The sequence below is a fragment of the Tautonia marina genome, assembly GCF_009177065.1.
Lineage (GTDB): Bacteria > Planctomycetota > Planctomycetia > Isosphaerales > Isosphaeraceae > Tautonia > Tautonia marina.
This window is the reverse complement of record NZ_WEZF01000021.1, coordinates 74278-97652: the sequence shown is the minus strand read 5'-3', so window position 1 is coordinate 97652 and position 23375 is coordinate 74278. Positions and strand designations below refer to the sequence as shown.

At 64.4% G+C, this 23375-nt stretch carries 15 protein-coding genes; 9 read left to right on the top strand and 6 right to left on the bottom strand.

Translation table 11 applies throughout. From position 1 onward, the window contains the following. Nucleotides 1-70: 70 nt before the first annotated feature. From GA615_RS21925 to GA615_RS21910, 6 genes are all read right to left on the bottom strand, one after another. The gene (locus GA615_RS21925) at nt 71-1099 is read right to left on the bottom strand and encodes a DUF1559 domain-containing protein (protein WP_152053470.1); all 1029 of its coding nucleotides are present in this window, start codon (nt 1097-1099) and stop codon (nt 71-73) included. A 412-nt stretch (nt 1100-1511) separates the two neighbouring features. Continuing rightward, nucleotides 1512-1685, bottom strand: coding sequence for a hypothetical protein (locus tag GA615_RS27630; protein ID WP_161602485.1), 174 nt, complete (start codon nt 1683-1685; stop codon nt 1512-1514). Nucleotides 1686-1993: 308 nt separating this feature from the next. Next, complete coding sequence (locus tag GA615_RS21920) at nt 1994-4459, bottom strand: efflux RND transporter permease subunit (protein WP_235905608.1); 2466 nt, start codon at nt 4457-4459, stop codon at nt 1994-1996. Continuing rightward, nucleotides 4456-4617, bottom strand: coding sequence for a hypothetical protein (locus tag GA615_RS27625; protein ID WP_161602484.1), 162 nt, complete (start codon nt 4615-4617; stop codon nt 4456-4458). The genes GA615_RS21920 and GA615_RS27625 overlap by 4 nt, the downstream gene beginning before the upstream one ends. A gap of 135 nt (nt 4618-4752) precedes the next feature. Next, a complete protein-coding gene (locus GA615_RS21915; RefSeq protein ID WP_152053469.1) occupies nt 4753-5520 on the bottom strand; it encodes a DUF6655 family protein in 768 nt (255 codons plus the stop codon). Between the two features lie 173 nt (nt 5521-5693). Then, nucleotides 5694-7307, bottom strand: a complete 1614-nt coding sequence (locus tag GA615_RS21910; protein ID WP_152053468.1) for a trypsin-like peptidase domain-containing protein — start codon at nt 7305-7307, stop codon at nt 5694-5696. Between the two features lie 315 nt (nt 7308-7622). Between GA615_RS21910 and rlmN the strand changes: the two genes are divergently transcribed. From rlmN to GA615_RS21865, 9 genes are all read left to right on the top strand, one after another. Next, nucleotides 7623-8654 (top strand): 23S rRNA (adenine(2503)-C(2))-methyltransferase RlmN, encoded by a 1032-nt coding sequence (gene rlmN, locus GA615_RS21905; protein ID WP_152053467.1) that lies wholly within the window; start codon nt 7623-7625, stop codon nt 8652-8654. Nucleotides 8655-8748: 94 nt separating this feature from the next. Further along, on the top strand, nt 8749-11976 hold the full coding sequence (locus tag GA615_RS21900) for a DUF1553 domain-containing protein (RefSeq protein WP_235905607.1): 3228 nt from the start codon (nt 8749-8751) through the stop codon (nt 11974-11976). Between the two features lie 3 nt (nt 11977-11979). Further along, entirely contained in the window at nt 11980-13455 is a 1476-nt protein-coding gene (locus GA615_RS21895; protein ID WP_152053466.1) for a DUF1501 domain-containing protein, read from the top strand. Next, nucleotides 13452-15965 (top strand): PSD1 and planctomycete cytochrome C domain-containing protein, encoded by a 2514-nt coding sequence (locus tag GA615_RS21890; RefSeq protein WP_152053465.1) that lies wholly within the window; start codon nt 13452-13454, stop codon nt 15963-15965. The genes GA615_RS21895 and GA615_RS21890 overlap by 4 nt, the downstream gene beginning before the upstream one ends. A gap of 40 nt (nt 15966-16005) precedes the next feature. After that, nucleotides 16006-17457: a DUF1501 domain-containing protein gene (locus tag GA615_RS21885; protein WP_152053464.1), complete on the top strand. Its 1452-nt coding sequence runs from the start codon at nt 16006-16008 to the stop codon at nt 17455-17457. Between the two features lie 96 nt (nt 17458-17553). Further along, nucleotides 17554-18828 carry an L-rhamnose isomerase gene (locus tag GA615_RS21880; RefSeq protein WP_152053463.1) on the top strand — a complete coding sequence of 425 codons (1275 nt, stop codon included), beginning with the start codon at nt 17554-17556 and terminating at the stop codon, nt 18826-18828. Nucleotides 18829-18830: 2 nt separating this feature from the next. Beyond that, nucleotides 18831-20342 (top strand): sugar ABC transporter ATP-binding protein, encoded by a 1512-nt coding sequence (locus tag GA615_RS21875; RefSeq protein ID WP_152053499.1) that lies wholly within the window; start codon nt 18831-18833, stop codon nt 20340-20342. Beyond that, the gene (locus GA615_RS21870) at nt 20339-21274 is read left to right on the top strand and encodes an ABC transporter permease (protein WP_152053462.1); all 936 of its coding nucleotides are present in this window, start codon (nt 20339-20341) and stop codon (nt 21272-21274) included. The genes GA615_RS21875 and GA615_RS21870 overlap by 4 nt, the downstream gene beginning before the upstream one ends. Before the next feature lies 1 nt (nt 21275). Further along, nucleotides 21276-23372: a substrate-binding domain-containing protein gene (locus tag GA615_RS21865; protein ID WP_235905606.1), complete on the top strand. Its 2097-nt coding sequence runs from the start codon at nt 21276-21278 to the stop codon at nt 23370-23372. Nucleotides 23373-23375 lie beyond the last annotated feature (3 nt).

The following is a 23375-nucleotide window of genomic DNA, read 5'->3' as shown; positions in this document are numbered from 1 at the left end:
ATGGGGAAACCGGTGCCCTGGATGAGAACGGGGAGGGTGTTCGGGAGGGGGGCAGGCCACCGGTTTTGGGTCAGAAGTTGTCGGCGCTGATCACTTCACCCCCGGCGGGGCTGCCGATCGCCCTCCAGGTCATCACATCGACCGTGTTCTTGACGAACCGGACACTGCCATCTCCGAGCAGAACGTTGACGCCACCGGGATGCCGGCTCCGGGCTGCATTGAAGGATGGCTGGCCCCCTGTGCACGGGGGCACCCCGCCGATCAAGCCGAAGCTGCACCAAGGTCGGCCGTTGGCATCGCCGCCCATCCAGTCGGGGATCTGGGAGTTGGGGGGGGTGTAGGTGTTGAACATGGTGCAATTCAGGTCGTCGTTGAAGATGTCGCCTCGGTGGTCGTAGGCCCCACCAGCGGCATTGGCCCCCATGATGACCTCGCCGATGAGGATGGTATTGCTCGTGCCGTCGCGGAAGTTCCGCAAACCGGTCGCGCGGTTGCCCATGAAGGGCGCACCGGTGAAGCGAAGGTCGACCGCGCCGACCGGCATTCCCTGAACTCCGAGCGGGCCGGTGTTCCAGGGGTTCAGGCCGTTCGGCTCGGTTGGTCGCTCGTCTTGCCAGAAGTGGGTGTTGCCCCAGTTGGCGGCGAAGTTCCCCTTGCCGCGCGGATAGGGGGTGTCGGGTTCCTGGATGCTTGGCGAATCGCTCGGGCACTGGAACATCGACAAGGGAGTTCGGATGACCGTGGTGTTCTGGGCAAAGTAAAACGGCAGGTCGAAGTTGATCGCACCAAAAAGATTCGTCTGTTCCATGTAAGGCAGAACGCTGAACGCCCAGGTCCGTCGCTGGGGCACCCCGGTGACGGTCGGCGGGTAGGTGTACCCGACCCCCATCCGCCCGATGGGGAACGAGCCCATGGTGTCGTGATAGTTGTGTAGCGCGATGCCCATCTGCTTGAAATTGTTCACGCACTGGGCTCGGCGAGCCGCTTCGCGGGCTGACTGCACAGCAGGCAGCAACAGCGCGATGAGCACACCGATGATGGCGATGACGACCAGCAATTCGATCAGCGTGAAGCCGCGAGGCACATTGGTTCGTCGCATCGATTCCCCCTGGCTCGGGTTCGGTCTGCGCGCAACCTCGACTGCCCCCTCTGGCGAAGGGTTGCGCACAACCATTCATAAATCGATCACGACCTCCTGAAAGAATATCAGGATGATGAAATGTGATCGACCTCATTGATTGGAATGCGACCCGACGACCGGGTCAAGAAGAAAAAGCCAAAAATGGCTGCACAAAACCGTTGGAACTAAAGCAGGATCTTGTTCAAACGCCGGTTGAGCCGGCAATTTCAGCGAGAGATGTAACCGGACGGGCGGATGGGGAGGCCATGCAGCGCCCATCCGCCCGGAACGGAGAATGCCTGGAGGTTTGGGCGACAGGATCGGTGTTCCGATTCCTCAGGCGTGGACCCCAGCTCGCGGCAGTGAGTGGGGAGAGGATGTCGAGCGGACCTTAATAGGCTCCGCCTTCGGCGGCGGTCGGCGGGCCGGGATCGACCTGACCGGGCTCGACGACCGGCGCAGGGGTGTCATTCTCGATGGTTGGCGCCTCGCCGCCACACCCGACAATTGCACCGAGCGGAAGCATCGAGGCGAGCAGAGCGCCTGTTCGGAAGAGCGAACGCATGGAGATCCTTTCACGAAGGAGTTGCACGAGGCCCGACCCGATCGGATTCCAAGGCGAATGTCTCGTTCCGGAATGCGATCGCCTCGAACGATGCGCTGGCTCGGGCCTCACCCAAAGATCCAGGGAGGTTTTCCGCCCGACCCTCTGGGCGGCTCCCCGTCGTGCCGGTTCCCAGTAGAATCCGCCAAGATGTGCAATACAAGGCATGACCAGGGACGGACGCGTCGATGGGTCGTGTCCGCCCCCGTCTCATGCGGAACCAGCGCGATGATCCGGCTCGGGATTTGAGCCGTTCGCCGGCGGCGGGCTCAGGGGCGGTGGAGTGACGAAGTCGGTTGCGCAGGGGTGATGTTTTCGGCCTCGGGTTTGAGAACGTCGAAGCCGTCTGCACCCGATTCGTTGCGCCACCGATGGGCCAGGCTCAAGCATGCGGGAAGCAGAATGATGTTGCCGATCGTGCTGCCGACCGTGGCGATGGCGACCATCAACCCGAAGGTGGCGAACGGCACGAACTCGCTAAACCAGAGGACTGTGAACCCGAGCGCCACGGCAAGACTCGACAGCAAGACTCCCGGCCCGGTCACGGTGTAGCTGGTAAACAGGGCGTCTTCGAACGACTGGGTCTGTCTCCTTCTGCGGAACTGGAGCAGACAGTGAAAGGTGTCGTCGATCGACAAACCCAGCGCGACACTCGCCACCAGGGCCGTGGCCAGGTCGAGTTTCACGCCGAGCCATCCCATCAGCCCGAGCACCAGACCCACCGCCAGCATGGTCGGTAAGATGGCCAGCACGGCCAGTTTCGGCCCCCGGAAGGCGAGCGTGAGCATGACCAGGATGCCAGTGGTCGCCAGGGCCAGGGTTGTCCACTGGGTTGCGATCACTCCTCGGGTGGTTTGCGTCAAGAGGTGGGAGAGGCCGGTTAGATACGCCCGATCGTCGTAGCGATCCTGGGCAAGTTCCTCGGCCTGGTCGAACAGGAAAATCTTGGCCGGGGCCGGCTGGCTCTCGGAGAGGCGGACCATCGAGCGGGCCCAGCCGGTTTCCGGGTCCCAGAAGCTCCCGAGCAGCTCGGCCTGGGGCGTGGCCGAGATCAGGTCGAGCTTCGTCGAGAGGAGCCAGGCGGCCCGATCGGGGTCGAGTTCCGCCAGGCGTTCATCCGGATCGAGCACCGTGGCGAGCGAGGTGACGTAGGCAATTCCTTCGCTGTTGCGAGGCGGGGCGATCTCCAGCACGGCGCGGTCGAGGGTCCGGATCCGGTCGAGGGTTTCCGGCGTGAGCTCTCCCTCGGTCGGAACGATCAGGCCGGCAAGGCCGATCCCTCCCAGATGCTCCTCGATGAAGCGGTAGTCCTGGACCACTCGGGTCGAGGATCGAAAAGCATTGATGTAGTTCGATTCGTATTGCAGATACGGCATCCCGGCGGCCAGGGGCGTCACGACGATCAGGGTGCCGAAAACGATCGGCGCGGGGCGTCGATAGACCCGAGCGATCAAGCCGCTCATCGCCCCGGCGATCCGGGAGGTCGAGCCGAATCGGACCGGGATCTCCATGATCCGGAACGGGGGGATCATCGCTCCGGGAGAAATGAGCAAGGTCAGCAAGGCCGCCGCCGCGGTGGCGATGGCCAGCACGGTGCCGAACTGTCGAATCGGCATCACGTTGCTCGTGGCGAGGGCGCCGTAGCCGATGGTGGTCGTCAGGGCACACCAGAAGATCGGTTCGGAGACGATCTGCAAGGTTTCCCGAGCGGCGTCGCGGCGATCGGCCATGCGGCGCAGATCTTCGCGGAAGTGCAGGGCCAGGTGGCTGGCGGCCGGCATCGTCAGCACGATGATCTGGGCGATCATCGGTCCACTGGAGAGCGAGAGCTTCAGATCGAGCACGCCCAGAAGGGTCGAGGTTGCCAGCCAGACCGTCCACCCGGCAATCAAGGGAACAAGGGCCCACCAGAGGCTCCGGGTGGCGATCAAGGTCACCGCACCGATCAACAGCATCCCGACGGTCGCCAGCCGTTGGCCGTCAATCTCGATCGCCCGGAAGCCGTCGGCCAGCAAGACCGGAGGCCCAACGACGGCCGGCTTTCGGTCGAGGTCGTGCCGCTCGGCGAAGTCGTCGGCAATCGTTCGGAGTGCCTCGACGGTGATCTTGACGTCATGCTCTCCGGCCGACTTCAGGCGGGTCATCAGGGCGGTGTAGGTGCCGGATCGGTCCACGAGCGTCCCGAGGAGCAACGGATGCGCGGTGATCCGATCGCGCAGATCGGCCAGCCGATCGGGCTGATCGGCCGTCGATCGCAGGGCGCCGGAGATCGTCGGCGTGGCCCACTGGCCCCCCCCTTCTCCGGAGATTCCTTGCTTGATGAGATCGAGCACCTCGGCCCGGCTCGGCAGAAAGAGGCGCTTTTTCTCGGGGATCTTTTCCAGCGCCAGCAGTGCATCGTCAAGCTGCCAGAACAGGGGCATGGCATCGAGTGACTGGACCGAGACCACCCCCTCGATCTCGGCCGATTGAATCGCGCCGGAGAGCTCAGCGACCCGAGCGATCCCCTCGGGAGTCAGCAAGTCAGGGTCGTGATAGGCGATGAAGACGAACTGATCGTTGCCGAACTGAGACGACGCCTGGCGATAGGCGACCACGTTCGGATCGTCGGCGGCAAAGAAGGATTCGATCGACTGATCGTAGTTAACCTCCTTGCCGAAGAGCCAAAGCAAGACCAGCGCGAGGGTTGTGCCGGCAAACAGGATGAGTCGAGCCCGGAGCAGCAGGGCAATCACGAGGGGCGGTCCTTGGCGAGGGTCGAGGCATCAGAACGAGGAGGTCGGCCGAGGTGGTCGCAACGGTTCCCCCCGCGATCGTTATAGGCCGATTCCCCGTCTCGCGTCGAGTCGTGCCGCTCCAGGAGGACCGGAGCGTGGACCAGCAGACCGCGCACGGAGCCAGCTCGCGCTCCTCATCCGAACGAAGCGGAGGTGGCTCTCCGTCTCCGTGAACAGGCCCCGGCTTTCGGTTGGCGACGATTCAAAAACCAGAACGGCCGATGGGGTGGAGCCGGGGTCTTCTGATCCGGTTATCGAGGTAGAAAATCATCGCGGTCGAGCACACCTACGGGCACCTGGATGGCCGGGTCGGTAAACGGAACGGCGCCTCCGCTGCGTTCCTGAGGGGGGAGATCCCGCTCCTCCTCGGTCAAGGGAATCGTCATGCCAATGAATTCGGTGCCGCCGCGAAGCGATCCGGACTGGAACGGTCCGAGCCCACCAATGTGGACGTTCTTGTCATCCGAGGTCCCCAGCACGGTCCCCGAGTTCCAAACAAGTTGCCCGCTGGCCCGGTCGTAAGCGAACAGGGCAAGCTTTGTGACCGCCTGCTGATCGCTTTTCTTGATGAGGGGGACTTCCGGCACACTTCCGGCCGGAATGCCCGGGATCGTCATCGGGATGTTCATTTGCGGCACACCGATGAGGAGCTGTGAGTCATCGGTGCCGTAGGCTCCGGTTCGGGCCTCGACCACCCATTGCGCATCTTCTTTTGTTTCGCGGAGCAAGACCCCCTGCGAGAGCAACGCCTGGCGAAGGCTGGAGGTCACCCATCCCTTATCGACCGCCTCGACGTGGGTGGTGTCGAGGAAGACCGGCACACCGATCAACGGGCGAAAGTCGACCTGCCGCAACGCCTGGTCCCAGGAATTGGTCAGCAAGAGCTGTTCGGTCCCGGTTCTCGCGGTGTTCGTCATCCGGGTACTGCCACAGCCAACGGCCAGGGGCAGGACGAGGCCAGAGAGGGCCAGGATGATCACCCTGACCGATCGTCGGGCTACCGTCGCTTCCGTGCACATCGGGGAGACTCTCCTCAAGGTCCTGAAGCCTTCAGCACGCCGGGGCTTCCGGATCCAGGGGGGGACCGTATCGCAAACCGCCCGGCCGGTCAACGCCGATCCTCTGGGGTGAAGATCGGCGCGACCGGCCGGGCGTCTGAGAGCACGGAGCGTTGAGGCTCGTCTCGGGTCGATCAGTTCTCCTCGTCCGGCTCAGTCGCCTTCAAGACGATGAATCGGCCGGCGGCATCGGGCGGCTGGACATAAACGGCCAGGCTGTCCGAATCGTTGATCATGGCCTCGAACTCGTCGAGGTTGGTGACGTCTTGCGGCTTGCGGTCCTTGATCACCTTGGTGATCAGGTCGCCCGGCTCGATCCCCTGCGTGGCGGCCGGCGAATCGGGGGCGACGTTGCGGACGAGCACGCCCTGGGTCCCGGCGTCGTAGCCGAACTGCTCGGCCAGGTCCGGAGAGAGTTCCTGAAGCTCCAGGCCGAAGCGGTTCAGCTCAACGCCGGGGGTTTCCCGAGGGCCTCCTCGGCTCGGGACTCGATTGAGCCCGGCGATTTCGACCTCCTCGGAGGGAGCCAGGTTGATGACGGCCGTCTGGCGTTGACCTTCGCGGATGTAGGTCAGCTCATGCCCTTCGGTCAAGGCGCTCGTCGAGACTTCCAGGCGGAAGCCCGGAACACTGCGAACGTCTCGCCCCTTGAAGCCGACGATTACGTCGCCGGGCCGCAATCCGGCCTTGTCGGCTGGGCTGCCGGGGGCGATCTCGTTGACGAGAATGCCGTCGAGGTTCGGATCGATCCCGAACGACTCGGCCAGTTCAGGGGTCAAGGGAGAGATGACCACGCCGAGGCGGGCCCGCTGCACCTTGCCGTTTTCGATCAGGTTGTCGGCGACATACGACGCCAGCTTGATCGGGATGGCGAAACCAACCCCCGCGTTCGCCCGGCTTCGCGTGGCGATCGCCGAGTTGATGCCGATGACTCGGCCTTCGATATCAACCAGCGGTCCGCCCGAGTTGCCGGGATTGATCGCGGCGTCGGTCTGGATGAAGTCCTCATACCCCTCTCTCGGGTCGAGGATGCCGACCGCCTGCCGGTTCGTCGCCGAGATAATCCCGGCCGTGACCGTTTGGCTCAGGCCGAACGGCGAACCGATGGCCAGCACCCACTGGCCGACGTGCAGATCATCGCTCGTGCCGATCTGCGCGGGCCTTGGTTCGTTCCGTAACTCGGCCGGATTGACCTTGATGACCGCCACGTCGGTCGCCGGATCGAGCCCGACGATGGTCGCCTTCGCTGAACTGCCGTCGGAGAAGCTGACGACGATGTCTCCCTCTCCGGCACCTTCGACCACGTGGTTATTGGTCAGGATGTGCCCCTGAGCATCATAAATGAAGCCCGAGCCGGTTCCTTCGATCGGCATTTGCTGTGGCTCGAAGCGGAAAAATTCCTCAGGAATTCCGGGGCCACCTTCTGGGAAGAAGCGCCGGAACCGCTCCATGAATTCTTCCATCTGCTCCGGTGTCATTTCCCGAGGCATCCCCTCTCCCCGAGGAGGACGGCCGTTCTCGTTGCCTTCTCCTCGGATCTGAGGAACGCGCTGCACGCTGATTTGCACCACCGACGGGCTGACGAAGTCGGCCACCGACTCGAACGCTTGCGACAGTTTCTTGGCTTCCTCCAGCCCTTCCTGCGGCATTTGCGGGCCGGCAGGGACGGTGCGAGACCAGTTCTGCGATCCGATCAGGGCGACGGTCGAAACGACCAGTGCCGCCCAGGCGACTGTGTTCCGTCTCATACGCTGAATTCTCCTGAATGAACGAACGCTGGCGATCGGCCTTGTTGACCCCAATCCGAACGTTCGGGATCGAGCGGCACGGTCGATGGTAATTCTCGAAAAGCAGACCCCGGCACTGGACGGGCCTTCATGTCGCCAGTTCTCTTCCGTTACGATCGTCGATCCAGGAAGGTTTGATCGGCAATCCATTTCGGAAGTCTGGACTCCCATTGTTCGACCTTCGGTCACCTTCCATACTTATAGGAAGATCGGGCCAATGGGCAATGTGGAAGGAATCTTCAGACCCTCTCGATGAACTGGAGCGACACCTCGGTGATGATTGACCCCCGAAATTGTCTGCCTGAGGAGTTCATCACCTTTGCCGCCACCCGCCAGACCCCTCCCGAGGCGGCCCGTCGGCTTCTGGCGGCGATCCTCGGTCACGGGGAACACGATCCGATCGCCTGGAATCAGCGCTTCCAGCTCCCTCGCCGCCTGTTCGACGGCTGGCCTCCGCTGCCCCGATTGACCCAGGAGCGCATCGAGACCTCCGCCGTCGATGGATTCCAGAAAATTTTGTTCCGAACGCATGATCACCTGGCCGTTGAGACGGTCCTCATCCCCCTGCACAAGCCCGGCGCGGTGAGCATCTGCCTGTCGTCTCAGGTTGGCTGTCCGATGGCCTGTGCCTTCTGCGCCACCGCCCGAATGGAACGCCGCCGCAACCTGGCGACCTGGGAAATCATCGACCAGTGGGTCCAGGCTCGCGATCTGGCCCGATCGCAAGGCCGCCGCGTGACCGGCACCGTGTTCATGGGAATGGGAGAACCGTTTCTCAATTATGATCGGGTCATGGCCGCTGCCGACCTCTTGCGATGCCCCTTCGGCGGTTCCCTCTCGGCCAAGGCAATGACGGTCAGCACGGTCGGCCTCGTGCCTGAAATCGACCGCTTTACCGCCGAGCGGCGCACGATGCGGCTTTCCATCAGCATTGGGGCGGCGATCGACGAAAAACGACACCTGCTCGTCCCACTCGCGGCCCGTACCCCTGTCGTCGAGGTGATGGCCGCCGCCCGCCGTCATGCCGAGGCGCGCAAGGAGCGGGTCATGATCTCCTACGTCTGCATCTCCGGCCTGAATGTTGGCGAAGACGACGCCAAGGCCATCGCCCGGCTCGTGGGCGACACCCCGATTCGGCTCGACCTGATTGACGTGACCGACCCGACCGGCCGCTTCCAGCCCCCCTCGCCCGACGAGCTTTCCCGATTCCGGGATGCGCTCACCCAGCATCTTGGTCAACCGGTCGTCCGGCGCTACTCGGGAGGGGCCGAAATTCAGGCCGCTTGCGGAACCCTCGCCGGGGCTTGATGAGACAGGGAAGGATTCGAACAATCCCGAACCTGAAAGGATCGTGATTGAAACTCCCGGCGAATTGTCCGACAATAATCCAAGAATCCCAGTGATGAGAGCCTCCCCCCTTTTTCCCCGGCTCACCCACGCGCTTCGTCCCTCCTTTGTGCGCATGATTCCGATTGGTTTGAACCAAACGCATGGTGGACCGATGGTTTTGAACTGGCTCCAACGTTCGTTCTTCGCGCTGGCGATCTTCATCTCAGCACCGGCGTGGCGGGTTGCAATGGCTCAGGATGAGGCTCCGACCCTCCCGCCTCCGGCTGATCGCCAGGTCGAGTTCGAGGCGGACATCCGGCCGATCTTCGAGGCCCATTGCATCTCTTGCCACGGTCCCGACCAGCGCAAGGGAGGGCTTCGGCTCGACAATCCGACCGACGGCATGGCCGGCGGCGATTCCGGCCCGATGATCGAACCGGGCGACAGCACCCTGAGCTACCTGATCGAGAAGGTGGCCGGGCTTGATCCGCTTTCGACCATGCCCCCCTCGGGTGATCCACTCTCCGCCGAGCAAATCGGCCTCCTGCGTGCCTGGATCGACCAGGGAGCCGACTGGCCCGAGGCCGGCGCCCCGGCCGAAGCCCCGACAAGCGATCACTGGGCCTTTCAGGCCCCAAAGATGCCCGAGCCTCCGGTCGTCGAGAACGTGTCCTGGCCAAGAAACCCCATCGACCACTTCATCCTGGCTCGCCTGGAGGCCGAGGGGCTGAACCCTGCTCCCGAGGCCGACCGCACCACCTTGATTCGCCGCCTCTCGCTCGACCTGATCGGCCTGCCGCCGACTCCCGAGGAGGTGGACGCCTTCGTCAACGACCCCCGCCCCGACGCCTACGAACACCTTGTCGATCGCCTGCTTTCGTCGCCTCATTACGGGGAACGCTGGGGACGCCGATGGCTCGACCTGGCCCGCTACGCCGACACCAACGGCTACGAGAAGGACCGCCAGCGCTCCATCTGGCCCTATCGCGATTGGGTCATCAACGCCCTGAACAACGACCTGCCCTTCGATCAGTTCACCATCGAACAGCTTGCCGGCGACCTCTTGCCCGACCCCTCGATCGATCAACGGGTGGCCACCGGCTTTCATCGGAACACGATGATCAACGAGGAAGGCGGTATCGATGTCGAAGAATTCCGCTATGCCGCCGTTGTCGATCGCGTCGCCACCACCGGATCGACCTGGCTCGGCCTGACGGTCGGCTGTGCCCAGTGCCACACGCACAAGTACGACCCGATCACCCAGCGCGAATATTATCAACTGTTTGCCTTCCTCAATAACGCCGATGAGCCAGAACTCGCCCTGCCCGATCCGGAAATCCTTCGCCGCCGGGCCGAGATCCAGGCCGAAATCGACACCATTGTCGCGTCCCTTCCCTCGCTGTTCCCTGTTCCGGACGATCCCTCCGGCGAGGACGCGGTGACCGACGACGAACGCCGCCGGCAGCACCTGGCCGCCTCAATGGCCCGATGGGAGGAAGACCTTTCGACCTTCGACTGGACTCCCATCCCCCCCTCTTCCCTCGCCTCGAAAAACGGCGCGACGATGGAAGTCCTTGACGACCGCTCGGTCCTCGTCAGTGGCGACAAGCCGAATCAAGACGTTTACACCGTCGAACTCGAAACCGACCTGAAAGGCGTAACCGGGCTCCGCCTCGAAGTCCTGCCGCATGAAAGTCTCCCCGACGGCGGACCCGGCCGCGCCCCGTTGTTCTCGGTGGGCGACTTCCTGCTGACCGAATTCGAGGTCGAGGCCGGTCCCGAAGGGGCGGACCTGGAACGGGTCGCCATTGCCCATGCCTCTGAGGACTACGCCGAGAAGGGCCACCCGGCCGCGAAGGCGATCGACGGCGTCTACGATACCGGCTGGAACGTCAAGGGGGCCATCGGCCAGCCTCATGCCGCGGTCTTCGCCTTTGCCGAGCCGATCGGCGAGGGAAATCCAACGCGGCTTGTCCTGACACTCCGGCAAGAATATATCCACCAGATGACCATCGGCCGCTTCCGCCTTTCGGTCACCACCGATGCCCGGCCCGTCCGAGCGTCCGGCCTTCCGGCCGAGATCGAAACCATCGTCCAGATCCCTCGTGACGAGCGAACCGCCGAACAACTCGACCGGTTGACGGCGTATTACCTGATGGTTGCTCCCGAACTGAGCGAGCAGCACCAGCGCATCGCCTCCTTGCGCAAGGCGATGCCCGCGCTGCCGACCACCATGGTGATGCAGGAGCGTCGTCCCGAACACGCAAGGACCACTCAAATCCACCAGCGCGGTGAGTTCCTGCAAGCGACCGGCAATCCGGTCGAGGCGGGGGTTCCTTCGGTCCTTCATCCGCTTCCCGAGGATGAGCCGCTCAATCGTCTCACCCTGGCCCGATGGCTCGTCAGCGATGACAACCCCCTGGTTGCCCGCGTCACGGTCAACCGCCTGTGGGCCGGTCACTTTGGCCGCGGAATTGTTCCCACGCTCGACGACTTCGGCACCCGGGGCGAGCCGCCGTCGCACCCTGACCTGCTCGACTGGCTGGCCGTCACCTTCGTCAACAAGGGCTGGAGCCAGAAAGCGATCCACCGATTGATTGTCACCAGCGCCACTTACCGGCAATCGTCCGACGTGCCCCTGTCGCTCCTCGATCGCGACCGCGAAAACGTCCTGCTCGCCCGGGGGCCTCGCTTCCGCCTGGAGGCAGAGTTGGTTCGTGACCTCGCCCTCGCCGCCAGCGGACTCTTGACTCCGACCGTCGGCGGCCCAAGCGTCTACCCGCCTCAACCCGAAGGGGTGACCGCGCTGGCCTACGGAGGTCCCGGCTGGCCGACCAGCACCGGCCCCGATCGCTACCGCCGCGGCCTGTACACGTTCACCAAACGCACCGCCCCCTACGCCGCGTTCACGACCTTCGACGCGCCGACGTCGGAAGTCACCTGCACCCGTCGCGAGCGCTCGAATACCCCGCTCCAGGCCCTCACGATGCTCAACGATCCGGTGTTCATCGAGGCCGCCCAGGCTCTCGCCCGCCGGATCGTCGCGGAACTGCCCGAAGGGAACGCCGAGGCTCGAGCCGCTCGGGCGTTCCGACTCTGTCTTTCCCGCGAGCCCGATGCGTCGGAACTGGCCGCGATCCTCGATTTCTACGAGGCCCAGCGCGATCGGATCGCAGCCGGCGAGCTGGACGCCGAGACCCTCGCCGGGACCGCTGAATCCGACAATCCGGTGGAGCTGGCTGCCTGGACGACCGTGTCGCGGGCCTTGCTGAACCTCGATGAAACGATCACCGTGGAGTGAGTCATGCCCTCGCGGAACCGCGACCTCCAAGCCCTCGCCGCGCATGAAACCCTGCGAGCGTTGACCCGACGCCACTTCTTCCGTGATTGCGGCGTCGGCCTGGGCAAGATTGCCCTGGCGTCGATGCTCGCCGGAGGCGGTCGAGCCGTGGGCTCTGATGTCCCCGCGTTCGACGTGACGAATCCTCTCACGCCCAGAGCCCCCCACTTTGCCCCGAAGGCCAAACGGGTCATCTATCTCTTTATGGCCGGTGCTCCCAGCCAGCTCGATCTGTTTGACCCGAAGCCGACCCTTGCGAAGTACGACGGTCAGCCGGTCCCGGCCGAGGTGGTGAAGGATCAGCGTTACGCCTTCATCCGGCCTGATGCGAGCCTGATGGCTCCTCGCTTCCGCTTCGCTCGCCACGGCGAATGCGGCGCCGAGCTGTCGGAGATGCTCCCCCATCTGGCCCAGGTGGTCGACGACATCGCCATCGTCCGGTCGGTGCATACCGACCAGTTCAATCACGCCCCAGCTCAGATTTTCATGAACTCGGGTTCTCCCTTGCCGGGCCGTCCTTGCATGGGCTCCTGGGTCACGTATGGGATCGGAAGCGAGTCGGAGGACCTGCCCGGCTTCGTCGTTCTGTCTTCCGGCGGCGGCATCAGCGGCGGCGCGGCCAACTGGTCGAGCGGCTTTCTGCCCACCTCGTATGAAGGGGTGGTGTTTCGATCGCAGGGGGATGCGATCCTCAACGTCTCCAGCCCCTCCGGATTCGATGAGCAACTGCAACGCGACTCGCTCGACCTGATCCGGACCTTGAACGATCGCCAGCTCGGGCGGGTGGGAGACCCCGAAATCGCCAGTCGGATCGCCTCGTACGAGATGGCGTACCGGATGCAGTCGAGTGCCCCGGAGCTGATGGACCTCTCCGGCGAGTCTCCGGAAACCCTCGCCCTGTACGGTGTCACTCCCGGCAAGGGGTCGTTTGCCAACAATTGCCTGCTGGCGCGTCGGATGATCGAGCGCGGGGTCCGCTTCGTCAATCTTTATCACGAAGGCTGGGACCATCACTCCGATGTCGAGGGGGGCCTCCGCAATCAGTGCGGTCAGACCGACCGCGCCGCGGCGGCCCTGGTGCTTGACCTCAAGCGCCGGGGACTGTTGGATGACACGCTGATCGTCTGGGGAGGCGAGTTCGGCCGCACGCCGATGGTCGAATCGAACGCCACGCTCGGCCGCAGCCTGGGCCGAGACCACCACCCGCAAGCCTTCACCATGTGGTTTGCCGGTGGAGGGGTCAAACCTGGGCTCACGCTCGGCGCAACCGACGACCTGGGCTTCCACGTCGTCGATCACCCGGTTCATGTCCACGACGTGCAGGCGACGATTCTCCACCTGCTCGGTCTCGATCACGAACGCCTGACCTTCCGGACCCAGGGACGAGACTTCCGTTTGACGGATGTTCACGGCCATGTCGTCGAGGAGTTGCTCGCATGATCGTTCGCTCACTCATCGGGACCGTGACGGCCGCCATCGCCCTGACCACCTCCGGGGCCTTTGCTGCCGACGATCCGATCGACTTCAACCGCGACATCCGGCCCATCCTCTCGAACAAGTGCCTCTTTTGCCACGGTCCCGACGAGGCGGAACGGAAAGCCGATCTCCGGCTCGATGTGCGCGATAATGCCCTCGACGCAAGCAAAGGGTACGCCGCGATCGTCCCCGGCAATCCCGACGAGAGCGAGCTGATCTATCGGGTCGAGTCCGAGGACGCGCTCGATGTCATGCCCCCTCCCTCCGTCGGCAATCCTGTCACTCCCGAGGAAGCCGAACTCCTCCGGCGCTGGGTTGAGCAAGGGGCCGAGTACGCCGTCCACTGGTCCTACGCCCCTCCCGAACGGCCGGATCTGCCCGAGGTCTCCGACCCCTCCTGGCCTCGCAACCCGATCGACCATTTCATCCTCAACCGCCTGCACGCCGAGGGGCTTGCTCCGGCTCCCGAGGCCGATCGAGCCACCCTCATTCGGCGCGCCTCGCTCGACCTGACCGGACTGCCGCCCACTCCCGAGCAGGTGGCCGAGTTCCTCGCCGACTCCGCTCCCGGAGCGTTCGAACGTCTCGTCGATCGTCTGCTCTCCTCGCAATCCTACGGTGAGCATCAGGCCCGGCTTTGGCTCGATCTGGCCCGCTATGCCGACTCGGCCGGATACGCCGACGACCCCCCCCGGACCATCTGGGCCTACCGCGACTGGGTCATCGACGCCTTCAACGCCAACATGCCCTTTGATCAGTTCACTATCGAACAGATCGCCGGCGACCTGTTGCCCGACCCCGCCGAGGAGCAACTGATCGCCACCGCCTTCCACCGCAACACCATGACCAACAGCGAAGGTGGCACCGACGACGAGGAATTTCGCTCTGCCGCCGTCGTCGATCGCGTAAACACGACCATGACCGTCTGGATGGGCACCTCGATGGCCTGTGCCCAGTGCCATACGCATAAATATGACCCGATCTCTCAGGTCGATTACTTCCGCCTCTATGCCATTCTAAACAACACCGCAGACGCCGACCTCCGCGACGAGGCCCCGTTGCTCCCCCTCTTCACCGATGAACAGCTCGCCCACAAGGCCGAGTGGGAAGCGGAAGCCGGCTCCCTTCGGGAAACCCTCGCCAATCTCACCCCCGAACTGAAGGACGCCCAGCAGGACTGGGAACGTGCGGTCCTCGCCGGGGAAGAGCCCTTCCCGAACGCGCCGAAAGTTCCTGATGCGATCCTTGCCATCCTTCGCATCGACGCGGCCGATCGCTCGGACGAGCAGGCGAAGCAACTGTCCGACCACTTCCTCAAGATCACCCCCCTGCTGCAAGCCGAGCGTGCCCGACTCGCCGAACTCGACGCCCGGCTCGCCCCGTACACGACCGTCCCCATCATGCGGGAACTGCAAGGTGACCAGCGACGGACGACCCGTGTTCAGCGGCGTGGCAACTACCTCGACCTCGGCGAGGAGGTCACTCCCGGTGTCCCCGAGTCGTTCCACCCCTTGCCCGAAGGGGCCGAGCCCGACCGGCTCAGCCTGGCTCACTGGCTGGTCTCCGACAAGAACCCCCTAACCGCCCGAGTCATCGCCAATCGATGCTGGGAACAGGTGTTCGGCCAGGGCCTGGTGCCGACGAGTGAGGAGTTCGGCTCGCAAGGGGAACCCCCTACCCATCCCGAATTGCTCGACTGGTTGGCGACCGAACTGGTGCGCTCCGGCTGGGATCTGAAGGCGTTCTTCAAGCTCCTCGTCACGTCGAGCACGTACCGTCAATCCTCTCACGTCACTCCGGACCTGCTCGAACGGGACCCGGCCAACATCTTCCTCTCCCGAGGCCCCCGGTTCCGCCTCTCGGCCGAGATGATCCGCGACCAGGCTCTGTTCGTCTCGGGCCTGCTCAGCCCGAAGTTGCACGGAGCCCCGGTCAATCCCCCGCGACCGGCCACGGGCCTGAATGCCGCCTTCGGTAGCGCCATCGACCGCGAAACCAGCACCGGCCAAAATCGCTACCGTCGTGGTCTTTACACCGAATGGCGTCGCACCAATCCGTATCCGTCGATGACCACCTTCGACGCCCCCAACCGCGAGGTCTGCATCGTTCGGCGCGAGCGTACCAACACCCCGCTCCAGGCCCTCGTGACTCTGAACGACCCGGTGTATGTCGAGGCCGCCCAGGCCCTCGCCCGCCGGATGGTCCGCGAGGGGGGCGAGACGGCCGAGGGCCGGATCGGTCGCGGGTTCCAGCTCTGCCTCGCCCGAGACCCCTCGGACGCCGAGCGTGAACACCTCCTTGCCCTCGTCGAGGATGCCCGGCTCGCCTTCTCGGACGACGAGGAGGCCGCACTCTCGATGGCCACCGACCCGCTCGGCCCCCTGCCCGAGGGCCAATCCCCCGCCGAGCTGGCCGCCTGGACCGTGGTGGCCAATGTGCTGCTCAACCTCGATGAAATGGTCTTGAAGCGTTAATCACTCAATCGACCGCGCCGAAGCCCGGAGGACGTTCGCCATGGACCCGCGCACCGAACGCTTGCAGCACGTCACCCGCCGGCATTTCCTCAAGGGGATGCCCGTGGGCCTCGGCGCCGTCGCGCTCTCGTCGTTGCTCAACGACGAGGCCCGTGCCAGTGATCGTTCCCTGGGCGATCCGATGGCGCTCCGGCCGCCGCACTTCGCCCCCAAGGCCAAGAACGTCATCTACCTGCACATGTCGGGCGCCCCGCCGCACCTCGACCTGTTCGACTACAAGCCCGAACTGGTCAAGCACAGCGGCGAGGACTGCCCCGACCGCTTCCTCGAAGGGCGACGCTTCGCCTTCACCTCCGGCACGCCGAAGCTGCTCGGCACCCCCCGCACCTTCGCCCCCCGCGGGGAGTCGGGCATCTGGATGTCCGACGCCATCCCCCGCCTGCACGACGTGGCCGACGAGATCTGCCTCGTCAAGTCGATGTATACCGAGCAGTTCAACCACGCCCCGGCCGAGCTGTTGCTGTTCACCGGCTCGCCTCGCCAGGGTCGCCCGTCGTTCGGCTCGTGGGTGACGTATGGCCTCGGGTCCGAGAGCCAGGACCTCCCCGGCTTCGTCGTCCTCATCTCCAGCGGCGTGCAGCCGAGCGCCGGCCAGGGGGCCTGGGGCAGCGGCTTCCTCCCCTCGGTCTACCAGGGGGTGCAGTGCCGATCGAAGGGGGACCCGGTCCTCTACGTCTCCGACCCTCCCGGCATGGACCGCACCCTCCGACGCCGCAGCCTCGACGCGCTCAACGAACTGAACGCGCTTCAGGCCGAGGAACTGGGCCACCCTGAAACCAGCACCCGAATCGCTCAGTACGAACTGGCCTATCGGATGCAGATGTCCGTTCCTGAAGTCATGGACATCAGCCGCGAAACCCCCTCCACCATCGACGCCTACGGCGCCCAGCCCGGCGCGGCCAGTTTCGCCAACAACTGCCTGCTTGCCCGCCGCCTGGTTGAGCAAGGGGTCCGCTACGTCCAGCTCTTTGACTGGGGCTGGGATTTCCACGGCACCGGCCCCGGCGAGGACCTTCGCGACGGCCTGACCAAGAAGTGCGCGACGATGGATCGCCCGGTCGCCGCCCTCATCAAGGATCTCAAGGCCCGCGGCTTGCTCGACGAGACGCTCGTCATCTGGAGCGGCGAATTCGGCCGCACTCCCTTCCGCGAAGGCCGAACCTCCGGCGGCAACATCCTCGGCCGCGACCACTACCCCGACTGCTTCGCCATCTTCATGGCCGGCGGCGGCGTTCGAGCCGGTTACTCGCACGGCGAGACCGACGAGCTTGGCTTCTCGATCGTCGAGAATCCCGTTCACGTCCACGACCTGCAGGCCACCGTCCTCAACCAGCTTGGTTTCGATCACGAACGCCTCACCTACCGCTTCCAGGGGCGCGACTTCCGCCTGACCGACGTTCACGGTCATGTCGTGAACGAATTGCTCGCCTGATTCGCAACCGGCCGGCCTGACTGCTCGCATCGGAGGCCCGATCCCCTTAAACTGAGGCTCTTCTCTGAGAGTCGTTCGTGCGAAGGGGTCGGGCCGATGGACCGGAAGATTGACGACGCGTTCTCGATCGCCCGTGAGCGCTACGCCGAGTTTGGCGTCGATGTGGATCGGGCACTCGATGTTCTCGGCCGCCTCTCCGTTTCGCTCCACTGCTGGCAGGGAGACGACGTTGCCGGCTTCGAAGGGACCGCCGGCGAGCTGGGCGGCGGTCTCGCCGTCACCGGCCGCTATCCCGGCCGAGCCCGGACCGCCGACGAACTGCGGGCCGACCTCGATCTGGCCCTTCGCCTGATCCCCGGCTCGCACCGCCTGAACCTCCACGCCAGTTACGCCGAACACTCCGGACCCCCCGTCGATCGCGACGCCCTGACTCCCGACCACTTCGCCCGGTGGATCGACTGGGCCCGCGACCGGCAGATCGGCCTCGACTTCAACCCCACCTTCTTCGCCCACCCGCTCGCCGCCGACGGTCTGACCCTCTCCCACCCTGACGCCACGATCCGCCGGTTCTGGATCGACCACGGCATCGCATGCCGCCACATCGGTGCCGCGTTTGGCCGGGCGACCGGCTCGGCGTGCATCACTAACGTCTGGATTCCCGACGGCTCGAAAGACACTCCGGTGGATCGGAAAGGCCCCCGCGAACGCCTGCTCGAATCGCTCGATGCGGTCTTTGCCGACCACATCGCGCCGACCTTCAATCGAGACGCCGTCGAGGGCAAACTGTTCGGTATCGGGGCCGAGGCCTACACCGTCGGCTCGCACGAGTTCTACCTGGCCTACGCGGTGAGCCGAGGGATTTTGCTCTGTCTCGACGCCGGGCACTACCACCCGACCGAGGTCCTGTCCGACAAGATTTCCGCCGTCCTCGGGTTCCTCGACGAGGCCTTGCTTCACGTCAGCCGAGGGGTTCGATGGGACAGTGATCATGTCGTGACGCTTTCCGATGAACTCGACGCCATTGCCCAGGAGCTTGTCCGGGGCGACTCTCTGCACCGCGTCCACCTCGGCCTCGACTTCTTCGACGCCAGTATCAATCGCGTCGCTGCCTGGGTGATCGGCACCCGCAACCTCTTGAAAGCCCTGCTGCGTGCCTTGCTCGAACCAATCGAGCTTCTTCGATCGATGGAGGCCTCCGGCGACCTGACCGGCCGGCTGGCCCTGCTGGAGGAGGCCAAGCTGCTCCCCTCGGGGGCCGTCTGGGATGCCTACTGTCTCCGTCAAGGCGTACCCGTCGGGCTCGACTGGATGGACACGATTCGATCCTACGAACGCGACGTGCTTGTTCATCGGTCCGGTGCGAGGGCGTGACCGTGCAGACTGTGCTCCGTCTCAGCGGCATCAGCAAATCGTTCGCAGGAGTGCAGGCGCTTGATCGCGTGTCGTTCGACCTGCGGGCCGGTGAAGTTCACGCGCTGGTCGGTGAGAACGGCGCGGGCAAGTCCACCCTGATCAAGGTCATCACCGGCGCTCACGATCCGGACGAGGGGACCATCGAGGTCAACGGTCGGATCATCACCGAGAACGACCCCGTCCGCTCCCGCTCCTTGGGCATTGCCGCCATTTACCAGCAACCCGCGCTGTTTCCCGACCTGACCGTGGCCGAGAACATCGCCATCGGTCTCGAACCCGGCGGCCCCTGGCGTCGCATCCGATGGGCGGAGCGCCACCGCAGGGCCCGTTTGCTGCTTGATCGCATCGGCGCGGCGATCGACCCCGAGGTCGAGGTCCGCCGCCTGACCATGCCGGAACAGCAACTCGTCGAGATCGCCCGAGCCCTCGGCGCTGAGGCCCGCATTCTCATCATGGACGAGCCGACGGCCTCCCTCGGCGACCAGGAAGTCGAGCACCTGTTCCGCGTCGTCCAGGAACTGAAGGCGCAAGGGGTCGGAATTATCTACATCTCTCACCGTCTGGAAGAACTTCCGCTCGTTGCCGATCGAGTGACGGCCCTGCGCGACGGGCACCTCGTCGACACAAAACCGATGACCGAGGTCGATCGGGCCGCCTTGATTCGCATGATGGTCGGCCGAGAGCTCGCCGCCGTCTTTCCCAAGGTCGATGTCCCCCTGGGCGAGGTTGTGCTGTCGGCCGAGGGGCTCGGCTGCCAGGCGTCGGGTGTCCACGGGGTCAATCTTCTCGTCCGATCGGGTGAGATTCTCGGTATCGCCGGACTCGTGGGAGCGGGTCGAACCGAACTGGCTCGCGTCCTCTTCGGCCTGACCCCGGCCGATCGGGGGACGATCCGCCTCCTCGGTCGGCCTGAACCCATCAACGCTCCCGATGAAGCCGTGGCATTGGGGATTGCTTATGTTCCTGAAGATCGCCGCCACCACGGCGTGATCCCGCCGATGACCATTGCTGCGAACACCACGCTGGCCACCCTCCGCACCATTGCGAAGGGCGGCCTGATCGACCGCACCCTGGAACGGGAACTCGCCTCCACCATGACGCGCCGGATGGGCGTCAAGGCCCCGTCAATTTCCACTCCCGTCGGCCATCTCTCAGGCGGCAACCAGCAAAAGGTCGCCCTCGCGCGGTGGCTCTCGTGCAAGCCCCGCGTGCTCATTCTTGACGAGCCGACCCAGGGAATCGACGTGGGGGCCAAGGCGGAAATCCACCGCTTGATGGGAGAACTGGCTCAGTCAGGACTTGCCATTCTCATGATTTCTTCAGAACTTCCTGAGATTCTCGGCATGAGCGACCGCATCGCCGTGATGCACGGAGGGACCATCGTGGGAACCCTCGACCGCGCCGACGCCACCCAGGAGGAGATCCTCCACCTCGCGCTCGGTCATCCTGCCGGGGAGGCCGCCCCACAATGAGGAGGCTCGGACGCTATCGGAGAGAACTTTCGGTCTTCGTGGCCTTTGTTGGAGTGCTTGTGCTGCTCGCCGTGGCCGCTCCGCGGTTCTTTCGACCGGAACAACTGATGGCCACCGCCGTCAGCAATGCCCCTGTCGTCGTGGCTGCCATCGGCATGACCATGGTCATCCTCTGCCGCCAGATTGACATTTCCATTGGTTCTCAATTCGGCTTGTGTGGCGTTGCCGCGGGATTGATGGCCCAGGCGGGCCTGCCGATTCCCGTGGTTCTGCTCGGCACGCTTTTGGTTGGGGCCTCGTTCGGCGCGGTCAACGGCTGGCTGATTGCCCGGGCCGGTCTGCCCTCGATCGTCGTCACGCTGGCCACCATGGTGATTGGTCGCGAGGCCCTGCGCTACGGCCGTCAGGGGCAGTTCGTCCGCAATTTGCCCTCCGAGTTCCAATGGTTCGGCGCTGGTCAGACCGCCGGCCAGTGGATCATCCTCGGCGCGGCGCTGGTCGTCTTCCTCGCCTTCGCCTGGGCCTTACGCAATCTTGCGGCGGGTCGGGCGGTCTACGCGACCGGTTCCGATCCCGAGGCGGCCCGCCTTGCCGGGGTCCGGCCCACCTGGGTCGTCTTCAGCGTCTTCATGGTCATGGGAGCCCTCACCGGACTGGCAGCCTTGCTGAGCGCGGTCCGATTCGTGGATGTTGATCCCAATGCCGGCATGGGCCTGGAACTCCGCGTCATTGCCGCGGTCGTCGTTGGTGGGGTCGCCATCTCGGGAGGCCGCGGAATGCCGCTCGGCGCCTTGATCGGTGTGGCCTTGCTCGGGATTATCGGCCCCGCCCTCGTCTTCCTTCGGATCGAACCGCAATGGGAAAAGGCGATTCAAGGCATGATCATCCTCCTGGCCGTTGCTACCGATGCCCTCGACCGGGGAGGACGCTGACATGGCCATGACCACCGAATCCACCATCGGCGGTGTTCGGCTTGCCCATCCGAACAGCCTCGAACCCGCCCAGATTGCTCTGATCGTCTTGTTGTCGGTTGAAGTGATCATCTTCGGATTGATCGGCACCAACTTCTTCACCGTTGCCAACGGGTTCGAGGTTCTCCGTCTCAGCGTCGAGATCGGCCTACTTGCGGTCGCCCTTACGCCGGTGATCGTCAGCGGCGGGATCGACCTCTCCGTCGGCTCCTTGATGGGTCTCTCCGCCGTCATCTTTGGGAAACTCTGGCGTGACGCCGGCCTGCCGATCCCCCTCGCCGCGGCCCTGACGTTGGTGCTGGCCGCCCTGGCCGGTTCCTTGAACGGACTCTTGATCACTCGCCTCCGAATCCCTCCACTCATCGTCACGCTCGGCACCTTCTCCCTGTTTCGGGGGCTGGCCGAAGGGATGACCGGTGGGGTCGACAATTTCACTCAGTTCCCGGAATCGTTCCTGTTCCTGGGACAGGGGTATGTGTTCGGACGCATCCCGACCCAGGTCCCGATCTTCCTCGCCGTGGCCATCGGATTCTGGATTTTCCTGCATCGCAGCACGGTCGGTCGAGGGCTGGTCGCCATCGGCTATTCTCCCGAAGGTGCGCGTCATGCCGGGGTCCGGGTCGATCGACTCGTCTGGAGTGTCTATGTGCTTTCGGGGGCCGCCTCCGGCCTTGCGGCCATCATCTATGTGGCTCACCTTGGCCAGGCCAAGGCCGACGCGGGCCTGGGCTATGAACTGCTGGCGATCACGGCGGTCGTGCTCGGCGGCACTTCGATTTTCGGCGGCCGGGGCAGCGTGCTGGGCACCTTGCTCGGCCTGTTTGCCATCGCCGTCTTGCAAAATGGGATGAGGCTGGCGGATCAGCCTGGCGAACTCTCGGGAGTCTTGACCGGTGTCCTGCTGCTGGCCGCCATCGGTCTCGATCGCCGACCCACGCGCTCGCCACCATTGAACGATCAACCAGGAGTCGATTCCGAAGGGGAGTGGACCGTGAAAAACTCACAGGTGGCCGTTATCTGCGGCGTGATCCTGATTGCCGGGGTCATCATTGCGGCCAGTAACGTTTATGTGGTTCGAACTCTCACCGATCGCCTGATGGGTGGGGGAGATGCCGTTTCGAACGCGGATAGCCAGGCCACCCGTTCCGACGATCAACCAATCACCGTGGCGATGATGCCCAAGAGCAAAGGGAACGCCTATTTCATCGCCTGCCGCCAGGGGGCCGAGGAGGCTGCCAAGGAACTCGGCGTGAACCTCATCTGGGACGGACCCACCGACCCTGATCCCGCTCGCCAGAATCAAATCATCGACACCTGGATCACCCGAGGGGTCGACGTGATCGCCGTGGCCGTCGAAAATCGCGACGGCATTGCCTCGGTTCTCAAGAAGGCCCAGGATCGCGGCATCAAGGTCATCACCTGGGATGCCGACGCCGCGACCGATGCTCGCACCTTCTTCGTCAACCAGGCCACCCCTGAAGGAATCGGCCGCGCCCTCATGGACACCGCCGCTGAAATCATGGGCGGGTCCGGCAAGTTCGCCATCATCACGGCCTCACTCACCGCCGCGAACATGATTTCCTGGCAAGAACAGATCGAGCTGCGGCGTGCCGAGGAATACCCCGACATCGAAATGGCCGTGCTTCGCCCTTGCGACGACCTGCAGCAAAAGGCCTACGACGAGGCGAACAACATCATGAACGCCTACCCCGATGTCGAACTCATCATGGCCATCTGCACCCCCGCTGTCCCCGGCGCGGCCGAGGCCGTCAAGCAGTCCGGTCGAGACGATGTGAAGGTGATCGGCCTTGGCCTTCCCAACGACAACCGCCGCTATGTTCACGAAGGGATTACCGAGGCCGTGATCCTCTGGAACTCGATGGACCTCGGCTATCTCACGGTTCAAGCCGCCAAGGCGCTTGAGGAAGGAACCCTGAAGCCCGGCGATGAACAGTTCGAGGCCGGCCGGCTCGGTACGGTCAATCTCCGGGGAGACAACATTCTCCTCGGTGAACCATTTATCTTCACGACGGACAACATTGATAATTTTGACTTCTGACCC